Source organism: Streptomyces sp. NPDC060027, from assembly GCF_042737005.1.
Lineage (GTDB): Bacteria > Actinomycetota > Actinomycetes > Streptomycetales > Streptomycetaceae > Streptomyces.
Window position 1 is genome coordinate 1 of the sequence record NZ_JBHWVI010000276.1, and the last position, 10034, is coordinate 10034.

Genomic DNA, 10034 nt, shown 5'->3' on the forward strand with positions numbered 1-10034 from the left:
CGGGAGGGACAGCCGGACGGACGGCTCGTCGGGCAGCCGGAGGGACGGCAGCCGGAGGGACGGCTCGCGGGACTGACGGGCGGGGGCCTCTCGCACGTGTGCGTCGGCCGCCGGACCTGCGGGGTTAGGGTCCGGCGGCCGACCGTCGGGCCTCCGCCGCCTCAGGTCAGCCGCAGGTCGATCCATTCGGCGGTCTCGCCCGGCAGGACATAACGCTCGATCTCCACGAAGCCGTGTCGCTCGGCGAAGCGCAGGCCGTCCTCGTTGGCCGCGAGGACGACCGTCTCGATCTTCTCCGCGCCCGACGCCCGCGCCTGCTCCAGACCGCGTGCGTACAACTCCCCGCCGAAGCCCCGCCCGCGGTACTCGGCGAGCACGCGGGCGATCACGGTCGCCGTCGCGCTGTCGTCGGTGGGCGGACGCACCGTCGTGCAGCCCACCAGGACGTCGCCGAGGTACGCGACCTCCAGACGGTTGCGCCTGACCCGTTCGCGCACGTCGTCGAGCGACATGGCGGCGGGCGGGACGATCACGTTGTGGACGTGCTGCCAGTCCGCGAGACGGGCCTCGTCGTCCGGCTGTTCGATGCGAAGGATGGACACCGCAGCAGGAAACCGGTGCGGGTCGTGCGGCGTCAACATCATTTGCCTGTGGGTGCGACGGGTGCGACACGGGCGGCGTTGCCCGGCGGGGGTCAGCCCAGGCGCGGGATCTCGATGGCCGGGCAGCGGTCCATCACCATGTCGAGCCCGGCGGCGCGCGCCCGGTCGTACGCGGCCTCGTCGATCACGTCGAGCTGGAACCAGATTGCCTTGGCGCCGATGGCGACGGCCTCGTCCGCGACCGGCCCCGCGAGGTCGCTGTTCACGAAGACGTCGACGACGTCGACGTCGAAGGGGATGTCCGCGAGGGACGCGTACCCCTTCTCCCCGTGCACGGTCTCGGCCTTGGGGTGCACGGGCACGATCCGCTTGCCGTACCGCTGGAGGACGTCGGCGACGCCGTGGGCCGCGCGGCGCTGGTTCGACGAGAGTCCGACGATCGCCCAGGTGTCGCCGAGCTCGGTGAGGATCTTGCGGATCGTTGCCTGGTCGCCGTACACGGTCGGCCTCCCTGTGGTTCCTGGCATGGCTGGTCAGCGGGAAGAACAGCGCGCGTCACGCGGTGATTCCCGGCAGCTCGGCGTTGCGGTCGCCCGGACCGCCCGCCCACTCCTCCTGGACGCCGGCGCGTGGCGCGGCCGTGAGCGCCGCGTGATGGCTCGCGGAAGCCGGTGGGCCGCTGCGTCCGGCGCCGGGAGTCACGTGCGGGGTGGCCCGGCCACGGGCACCCGTTGGCGCGAGCGCCTGTCCGGAATGGTCCCCTCCTCCCCACGGCCGACCGTTCGCCCGCCTAGGCTCACCTCGTGCTCCGTATCCTCGACGCCCGCACGGGCGAACCCATCGACGCAGCCCGCGCCCGCCGGGGCCTGGTCCGTGTCCACGCGCACGTGCCCGGGTTCGGCGCGACAGGTCTGCGCGTGCTCCTCTTCGCCGACGTTCTGGTACGGGCCCTGGAGATCGGGGGCAGTCCCGTCTGGGCGACCCTGACCTCGGCGGCGGACCCGGCCGATCCCGCGGATGCCGCACGCCTCCGGGTGAGCGCGGCGGACCTCGGTGTCCGGCCCTTCGAGGACCACCACGACGCCGGACCGGGACCGGCCGCGACACAGACCATCGACGTCCTCGTCCCCGAGGGCGCCGCGACGGACGGCGTCCGGGTCGAGGTGGCGCCCGTCGACACCGACGGCTCTCCCGGAACGGACATCGGCGCCGGTACCGGTCCGGCGGATCCCACCGTGCTGCGTCTGGCGCTGCTCGCCCGGCGCAGGGACCTGCCCCTGCGCCTCGACGCGGGCGCCCTGTCGGAGGCCGAGGGCACCCTCAAGCGCTGGCGTGCCGCCGTCGCCGGATGGGCCACACGGCCGTCCAAGCCCGTCCCCGACGACGTACGCGCACGGTTGCGCGCCGCCTGGGAGGACGACCTGGACGTGCCCGGCGTACTGGATGTACTGCGGTGGGTGGAGACGTCGGACCTCGCGGAGGGCGCCCGCTTCGAGACGTACGCCTACGCCGACCGGCTGCTCGGCCTCGAACTCACCCGCGAGATCGGGGCGTCGCTGTGAACGCGCCCGTCGCGTCGGGTCCGAGGCGGCGGCTGGTCGTGCTGCGCCACGCCAAGTCCGCCTGGCCCGACGGAGTGCCGGACCACGAGCGGCCGCTCGCGACACGCGGCCGCCGCGACGCCCCCGCCGTCGGACGCGCCATGGCGGACGCCGACCTGCTGCCGGACCTCGCGTTGTGCTCGACCGCCGTACGCGCCCGGGAGACCTGGCGGTTGGCCGCCGAGCAATGGGGCGCTCCGCCGCCCGTACGGCACGATGGACGGCTGTACGGCGCGGACGTACCGGAGTTGCTGGAAGCCGTGCGCGAAGTCCCGGAACACGTTCGCACCTTGCTGCTGGTGGGACACAACCCGGGACTTGAGGAGCTGGTCCTCGAACTCGCCGTGGACGGCCTCGACGACACGCTGGCCCTGGTCCGGACGAAGTTCCCGACCTCGGCCGTCGCCGTCCTGGTCTGGCACGGCAGCTCCTGGCACGAACTCGTCTCCGGCGCGGCGCTGTTGACGGACGTGGTCGTGCCGAGGGGCAAGAAGGAGTGAATCCGGGCCGACGCGCACCCCGTTGCGTCGGGCGGGGCGGGGCGGGCCGGGGTTGGGCCGGGGCGGGCCGGAGTGGGCTGGGTTCGGCCGGGTCGGATCGGGGCGGGGACGGGCCGGGTCGGGCCGGAGTGGGCTGGGTTCGGCTGGGTCGGACCGGAGCGCGGCGGGCCGCTGGGCCGGAGGCCGCTGCGGCGCGGCGGTGACCGGGGTCGGGCCCGGGCCGTGACCGAGCGTGGAGAGAGCGTGACCGGCGCCGCGGGGGCGGGGCGCGAGACCTGCCGTCGGCCACGCGCGCGTGCAGCGCATACGCTGGCGTGATGCAGGACGAGTACCGCACAGTGGCCCGCCCGGGCGTGCACGAGACCGAGGTCAACCGCTCCCGTTTCCTGTGCGCCCTCGCCCCGGCCGCCACCGAGCGGGAGGCCCAGGACTTCATCGCCGGCGTCCGCAAGGACCACGCGGACGCCACGCACAACTGCTTCGCGTACGTCATCGGAGCCGACGCCGCCGTGCAGAAGGCGAGCGACGACGGCGAACCGGGCGGCACCGCGGGCGTCCCCATGCTCCAGATGCTGCTGCGCCGCGACATGCGGTACGTCGTCGCCGTCGTCACCCGCTACTACGGCGGAGTCAAGCTGGGCGCCGGCGGACTGATCAGGGCGTACGGCGGCTCGGTGGGCGAGGCGCTCGACGCGCTGGGCTCCATCACCCGGCGCCGGTTCCGGCTGGCCACGGTGACGGTCGACCACCAGCGGGCCGGCAAGGTGCAGAACGATCTTCGGTCCACCGGGCGTGAGGTACGTGATGTGCGTTACGGCGAGGCGGTCACCATCGAGATCGGGCTGCCGGACGCCGATGTGGAGGCCTTCCGGGCGTGGTTGGCCGACGCGACGGCAGGGACGGCCGGGCTGGAGCTGGGCGGGGAGGCCTACGGAGACGCGTGAAAGTCGGGGCAATCGGGGCGAATCGGTCAACGCCTGTGTCGGTCATGACGGGCCGATACGGGAGTAACCGCCCGTGCTGTCAGACCCGGCCGTTACCCTTCGGGGATCATGAGGCTCCTGCACACTTCCGACTGGCATCTGGGCCGGGCGTTCCACCGGGTGAACATGCTCGGCGCCCAGTCCGACTTCATCGGCCATCTCGTCACGACCGCGCGCGAGCGCGAGGTGGACGCGGTGGTCGTCTCGGGAGACGTGTACGACCGTGCGGTCCCGCCGCTGGCCGCCGTCCAACTCTTCGACGAGGCCCTGCACCGGCTCGCCGACCTCGGCGTGCCCACCGTGATGATCTCAGGGAACCACGACTCGGCCCGCAGGCTCGGCGTCGGCGCCGGGCTCATCGGGCGAGCGGGCATCCATCTGCGGACCGACCCCGCGGGGTGCGGCACACCCGTGGTGCTGGCCGACGCCCGCGGGGACGTCGCCTTCTACGGCCTGCCCTATCTCGAACCCGCCCTGGTGAAGGACGAGTTCGGGGTGGAGAAGGCGGGCCACGAAGCCGTCCTGGCCGCCGCCATGGACCGGGTCCGCGCCGACCTCGCCACCCGTTCGCCGGGAACCCGCTCCGTCGTCCTCGCCCACGCCTTCGTCACCGGCGGCGAGGTGAGCGACAGCGAGCGGGACATCACCGTCGGCGGCGTGGCCTCCGTACCCGCCGGAGTCTTCGACGGCGTCGACTACACCGCCCTCGGCCACCTGCACGGCAGCCAGATCATCGGCGAGCGCGTGCGCTACTCGGGCTCCCCGCTGCCCTACTCGTTCTCGGAGGCCGGCCACCGCAAGACCATGTGGCTCGTGGACCTCGGCCCCGACGGCTCCCTGGCCACGGAGCGGATCGACTGCCCCGTGCCCCGGTCGCTCGCCCGCGTCCGCGGACACCTGGACGACCTCCTCGCCGACCCGGAGCTGGAGCGCCACACCGGCGCCTGGGTCGAGGCGACCCTCACCGACCCCGTTCGGCCCGCCGACCCCATGGCGCGGCTCGCCGAGCGCTTCCCGTACACGCTCAGCCTCGTCTTCGCCCCCGAGCGCTCCCCGCAGGCCCCGGACATCTCCTACGCCCGCCGGCTGGCCGGCCGCAGCGAGCAGCAGATCGCCGAGGACTTCGTGGCCCATGTGCGCGGCGCGGGCCCCGACACCCACGAACAGGCCGTGCTCCGGGACGCGTTCGACGCCGTCCGCGCCGACGAGACCGTACGGGAGGTGGCCCGGTGATCTCACGTCCGACGTACACCCAGGGGGCCACCCGCCCGGAGAGCGAGAGGACCCGATGAGGCTGCACCGCCTGGACATCACCGCCTTCGGACCCTTCGGCGGCGCCCAGCGGGTCGACTTCGACGAACTGTCCACCGCCGGGATCTTCCTGCTGCACGGACCGACCGGCGCGGGCAAGACGTCCGTCCTCGACGCCGTCTGCTACGCGCTGTACGGAGCCGTCCCCGGCGCCCGCCAGAGCGGTCAGGGCCTCGGCCTGCGCAGCGACCACGCGGAACCCGCCACCCGTACCGAGATCCGCCTCGAACTCACCGTCGCCGGACGCCGGCTGGAAGTCACCCGGCAACCGCCCTGGGAGCGCCGCAAGAAGGGCAACCGGCCCGGTACGACCGTCGACAAGGCCCAGACCTGGTTGCGCGAGTACGACGCGACCGCCGCCTCCTGGAAGGACCTCAGCCGCTCCCACCAGGAGATCGGCGAAGAGATCACCCAACTGCTCGGGATGAGCCGCGAGCAGTTCTGCCAGGTCGTGCTGCTGCCCCAGGGCGACTTCGCGCGCTTCCTGCGGGCCGACGCCGAGGCCCGCGGCAAGCTGCTCGGCCGGCTCTTCGACACCCACCGCTTCGCCGAGGTCGAGAAGCGCCTCGCCGAGCGGCGTCGCGCGGCCGAGGCCGAAGTGCGCGCCGGTGACGCCGCGTTGCTGGCCGACGCGCACCGCATGCACCAGGAGGCCGGGCCGGCCGCCGAGGAGCCGCTGCCCGACCTCGCGCCCGGCGATCCGGGCCTCGCCGAGTCCGTGCTCTCCTGGGCCGCGGTGGCCCGCAGCACCGCTCGCGAAGAGCTGACCATCGCCCATTGCGCCCGCGGGGCCGCCGAATCGGCGCAGGCCGCGGCCGACCGCGAGCTCGACGAGGTACGCGAAGTGGACCGGTTGCAGCGCCGGTTCACCGAGGCGCGGGAGCGCGCCGCGCGTCTGGAAGGACGCGCCGACGCCCACCGGGACACCCAGGCGCGGATGGAGCGCGGGCGCAAGGCCGAGGCGGTGGCCCCCGCACTCGACCTGCGGGAATCCGCCGAAGCGGAGCACCGGCGGGCGGCCGCCGCGGAGACCCGGGCGCGCGCCGCCCTGCCGGAGACGTTCGCCGACGCCGGAGCGCCCGGGCTCACGGCCGCCGCGCGCAAGGCCACCGAGGAGCTGGGCGGCCTGGAGTCGGCACGGCGCGCGGAGCGGCGCCTCTCCGAACTGGGCACGGAGCGCGCCTCCTTGGACCGCCAGGAGCGCGCCGACGACGACGTCCTCCAGGACGCCGAGAGCTGGCTGGCCGGCTGGGAGGGCACCCGCGCGGGCGTCGAGGCGCGGATCGAGTCCGCCCAGGAGGGCGCCGCCCGCGCCGAACAGCTCGCCGTCCAGCGCGAACCGGCCCTCAAGCGGCTCGACGCGGCCCGCCTGCGTGACGAGTTGGCCAAGGACACCGAGAACGCCCACGCGCGCGGCCTCACCGCGCGCGAGCACGCGACAGCGGCGCACGCCCACTGGCTGGAACTGAAGGAACAGCGCCTCCAGGGCATCGCCGCCGAACTCGCCGCCGGTCTGGTCGACGGCGCGCCCTGCGCCGTGTGCGGCGCCACCGAACACCCCGAGCCCGCCCGGAAGATCGCCGGTCACGTCGACCGCGAGACGGAGGAGAAGGCCCTCGCCGCCTACCGGCGCGCCGACGAGGAGCGCACCGAGGCCGAGCGCAGGCTCGGCGTCGTCCGCGAGGCGCTGGCCGCCGCGACCGCCGAGGCGGGGGACACCCCGACCGGGCAACTCGCCGAACGGGCCGAGGAGTTGGAGCGGCTGTACGGCGAGGCCCGCGCGGCGGCCTCCGGGCTGCACGCCGCACGCGAGGCCCGCGAACAGGCCGAGCGGGAACACGGGCGGCGGCTGACCGCCCAGCAGGAGGCCGCCCGCCGGGTCGCCTCACGGGCCTCGCTCAGGGATGCCCTCGACCGCGAGAAGACCGCGCTGGCCGCGGAGTTGGAGCAGGCTCGGGGCGCCGCCGGGAGCGTCTCCGAGCGAGCCGCGCAGCTGGAGCGGCGGGTCTCGCTGCTCACCGACGCCGCGGATCGCGTTCGAGCGGCCGAGGACGCAGCGCAGCGACTCAAGGAGGCCGACGCGCGACTCGCCGACGCGGCCTTCCGTGCCGGGTTCGAGACCCCGCAGGCCGCGGCCGCCGCGCTGCTCGGCGACGCGGCCCACCGCGATCTGCAACGACAGCTCGACGCCTGGCAGTTGGAGGAGTCCGCGGTTCGGGCGGTACTTACCGAGGCCGACACCACGGCCGCGGCGCGGCGCCCGCCCGTCGATCTGCGGGCCGCCGAGCGGACGGCCGAGTCCGCCGCCCGCCGCCTGCGGGACGCCGCCTCGGCGCAGGACGCGGCGGCGCGGCGCTGCGCGGAGCTGGACGCGCTCTCCACCCGTGCGACCGCGGGAGTCCACCGGCTCGCCCCGCTGCGCGAGGAGTACGACCGGGTGGCCCGGCTGGCCGGTCTGGCGGCCGGCACGTCGGCGGACAACGAACGCAGGATGCGCCTCGAGTCGTACGTGCTCGCCGCGCGTCTGGAGCAGGTGGCCGCCGCCGCGACGGTCCGCCTCCAGCGGATGTCCTCGGGGCGCTACACCCTCGTGCACTCCGACGACCGGGCGGGCCGCGGACGCAGCGGGCTCGGACTGCACGTCGTGGACGCGTGGACCGGCCGGGAACGCGACACGGCGACGCTCTCCGGGGGCGAGACCTTCTTCGCCTCCCTCGCCCTGGCCCTCGGGCTCGCCGACGTGGTCACCGACGAGGCCGGCGGGGTCCGCCTCGACACGCTCTTCATCGACGAGGGCTTCGGCAGCCTCGACGACCAGACCCTGGACGAGGTGCTCGACGTCCTCGACTCGCTGCGGGAACGCGACCGCAGCGTCGGCATCGTCAGCCATGTCGCCGACCTGCGGCGCCGCATCCACGCCCAGCTGGAAGTGGTGAAGGGGAGAACGGGGTCGGTCGTACGGCAGCGGGGCGCGGAGGCGTGAGGCGAACGGCCGGGGCCCGGGACCGAGGCGGTCTCAGCGGCCCAGCGGGCGGCGCGGCAGCGGTGAGGAGTAGACGACACTCGTCGTCACCGAGCCCAGCGTGCCGATCTTGCCCGAGACCGTCTCCAGGTGAGTCATCGAGCGCGCCGCGACCTTGATGACGAAGCAGTCGTCGCCCGTGACGTGGTGCGCCTCCAGGATCTCGGGCGTCACCTCGACGAGGTCGTGGAACGGCTTGTAGTTGCCGTTCGGATACCGGAGCCGTACGAACGCCAGGATCGGCAGGCCCAGGCTCTCGGGGTCGACGACAGCCGCGTACCCCTGTATGACGCCCGCTTCCTCCAGGCGGCGCACGCGTTCGGTGACCGCGCTCGCGGACATGGAGACGGCACGGGCCAGCTCGGCGAAGCTGGACCGGCCCTCGCGCTGGAGGACATCGAGGATGCGCCAGTCGGTGGCGTCCGGGGAATACGCGGTCATCCGTGATGGATACCAGGTGAATCCCCGGCCGATCAACAGTGATGCCGTGGATCGCCACTTCAGGACGGAGATCGACGCACGTAGATTTCTGGCCAGGAAGTCCCGCGAGATCGGTGCGGACGACGCACCGGGGTGGCGAAGGCGGCACCGGTTCGGCGGGACTCGGGAGAAAGGCCAGACCATGACTGCGACTGCCGACGCCACCGGGAACGGCACGGTGACCGTTTCCGCGCCGACCACCGCCACGGAGACCACGGTGACCGTTTCCGCGCCGGTCACCGCCACGGAGACCACGGTGACCGGTTCCCTGGCACGTTCCGTGACAGAGGGCACGGTGACCGGTTCCGGGGCACGTTCCGTGACGGAGGTGAACCCCGTTCTGCGGGTGGCGCCCGCCTCACCGGCCGCCGCGGCCGCCTACTTCGGGGCGAGCCTCGCGTTCCACGCGGACGTGTCCGACGTGGCCTCCGCCCTCGCCGCCGGCGGTGACCCCGGATTCGTCGTCCTCGACTCCCGCTCCACCGCGTCGTGGGACCAGGGACACATTCCCGGCGCGGTCCACCTGCCCACCGCACTCATCGCCGAGCAGGCCGAGCGGCTTCTGGACAAGTCGGTGCCGGTCGTCACCTATTGCTGGGGTCCCGGCTGCAACGGCGCGACCCGAGCGGCCCTCGCCCTCGCCGAACTCGGCTTCCAGGTCAAGGAGATGCTCGGCGGCTTCGAGTACTGGGCGCGCGAGGGCTTCGAGTTCGAGACCTGGGAGGGGCGTGAGCGCCCCGCCGCGGACCCGCTGACGGCACCCGTGGACGCGGAGGACTGCGGCTGCTGACCCCGAAAGGGGCCTTGCTCCGCCGACATCGGCCTCCGTGTCTCCCCGCCGATGTCCGACTCCGGCCTTCTGCGGACACCTGCGCTACCGGGGTGAATCCCAGCCGTGTAACTTCTGCGCATGGCCAGATACGCGGACCCCGGTGCGGTCCAGTGGGTGGAGTCGGGCGGCGGGCCGCTCATAGCGATCCCGGAAGTGGTGCTCCCGTTCTGGTCGGGGGCCGACGGCGACGACATGTCCTGCGACTACGACCGGGCGTGTGACGTGGACGGGTTCGTCGGGCTCCTGCCCGTCGGCGACACCAGGGCCCTGGTCCTCGGCGACGAACCCGCCTCGACCGCCTACCTTCCCGAGCACGGCACCTTCGTACGCTGGTGCGCCGCCGAGTCCGAGCACGAACTGCTCGCCGTCGTCCCGGCGGCGCTGGCGGTGGCCGTGTGGGAACCCGAGGTGCAGTGGAACGTCCCCGGCCCCGTCGTCCTGTTCGACGCGGCCTGGCCGGGACCCGCCTCCGAGCGCGCGGACCACGTGAGGGTGGCCCTCGAACCGGGCCGGTACGGGGTGCGCGCGGCCCGTGTGGAGCCGGGACCCGAGACATGGGTGGGCCTCGTACAGCTGCGTCGGCTGACGCACTGACCGCACTGCCCCCCGCCGCGACAGCCGGATTTCCGCCCGGCGTGCGGCGGTCGGGGGTCCCGTCCCGTTCCCCGTGCCGGCCGGGGGAGCCTTCCGTGCGGTACCGGGC

General features: G+C 73.9%; 10 protein-coding genes. 7 read left to right on the forward strand and 3 right to left on the reverse strand.

The features are described from left to right. Nucleotides 1-161: 161 nt before the first annotated feature. Both ACFWBT_RS38355 and ACFWBT_RS38360 read right to left on the reverse strand, forming a co-directional pair. Entirely contained in the window at nt 162-602 is a 441-nt protein-coding gene (locus ACFWBT_RS38355; protein ID WP_385708053.1) for a GNAT family N-acetyltransferase, read from the reverse strand. A 92-nt stretch (nt 603-694) separates the two neighbouring features. Beyond that, nucleotides 695-1102, reverse strand: a complete 408-nt coding sequence (locus tag ACFWBT_RS38360; RefSeq protein ID WP_385708056.1) for a CoA-binding protein — start codon at nt 1100-1102, stop codon at nt 695-697. A 303-nt stretch (nt 1103-1405) separates the two neighbouring features. Here ACFWBT_RS38360 and ACFWBT_RS38365 point away from each other — a divergent pair, with 303 nt between their 5' ends. From ACFWBT_RS38365 to ACFWBT_RS38385, 5 genes are all read left to right on the forward strand, one after another. Next, on the forward strand, nt 1406-2164 hold the full coding sequence (locus tag ACFWBT_RS38365) for a hypothetical protein (RefSeq protein ID WP_385708059.1): 759 nt from the start codon (nt 1406-1408) through the stop codon (nt 2162-2164). Then, nucleotides 2161-2703, forward strand: coding sequence for a SixA phosphatase family protein (locus ACFWBT_RS38370; protein ID WP_385708062.1), 543 nt, complete (start codon nt 2161-2163; stop codon nt 2701-2703). The genes ACFWBT_RS38365 and ACFWBT_RS38370 overlap by 4 nt, the downstream gene beginning before the upstream one ends. 317 nt (nt 2704-3020) lie before the next feature. Continuing rightward, entirely contained in the window at nt 3021-3647 is a 627-nt protein-coding gene (locus ACFWBT_RS38375; protein ID WP_385708065.1) for a YigZ family protein, read from the forward strand. Nucleotides 3648-3755: 108 nt separating this feature from the next. Further along, on the forward strand, nt 3756-4919 hold the full coding sequence (locus ACFWBT_RS38380; protein WP_385708068.1) for an exonuclease SbcCD subunit D: 1164 nt from the start codon (nt 3756-3758) through the stop codon (nt 4917-4919). 55 nt (nt 4920-4974) lie between these two features. Beyond that, nucleotides 4975-7980 (forward strand): AAA family ATPase, encoded by a 3006-nt coding sequence (locus ACFWBT_RS38385; protein ID WP_385708070.1) that lies wholly within the window; start codon nt 4975-4977, stop codon nt 7978-7980. Nucleotides 7981-8013: 33 nt separating this feature from the next. Here the strand turns inward: ACFWBT_RS38385 and ACFWBT_RS38390 are convergent, their stop codons facing one another. Beyond that, nucleotides 8014-8460, reverse strand: a complete 447-nt coding sequence (locus ACFWBT_RS38390) for an Lrp/AsnC family transcriptional regulator (RefSeq protein WP_385708073.1) — start codon at nt 8458-8460, stop codon at nt 8014-8016. Nucleotides 8461-8794: 334 nt separating this feature from the next. On the opposite strand from ACFWBT_RS38390, the gene ACFWBT_RS38395 reads away from it, so the two are divergent. Further along, nucleotides 8795-9289, forward strand: a complete 495-nt coding sequence (locus tag ACFWBT_RS38395; RefSeq protein ID WP_385708078.1) for a rhodanese-like domain-containing protein — start codon at nt 8795-8797, stop codon at nt 9287-9289. A gap of 120 nt (nt 9290-9409) precedes the next feature. After that, the gene (locus ACFWBT_RS38400) at nt 9410-9925 is read left to right on the forward strand and encodes an immunity 21 family protein (protein ID WP_385708075.1); all 516 of its coding nucleotides are present in this window, start codon (nt 9410-9412) and stop codon (nt 9923-9925) included. Nucleotides 9926-10034: the final 109 nt, after the last annotated feature.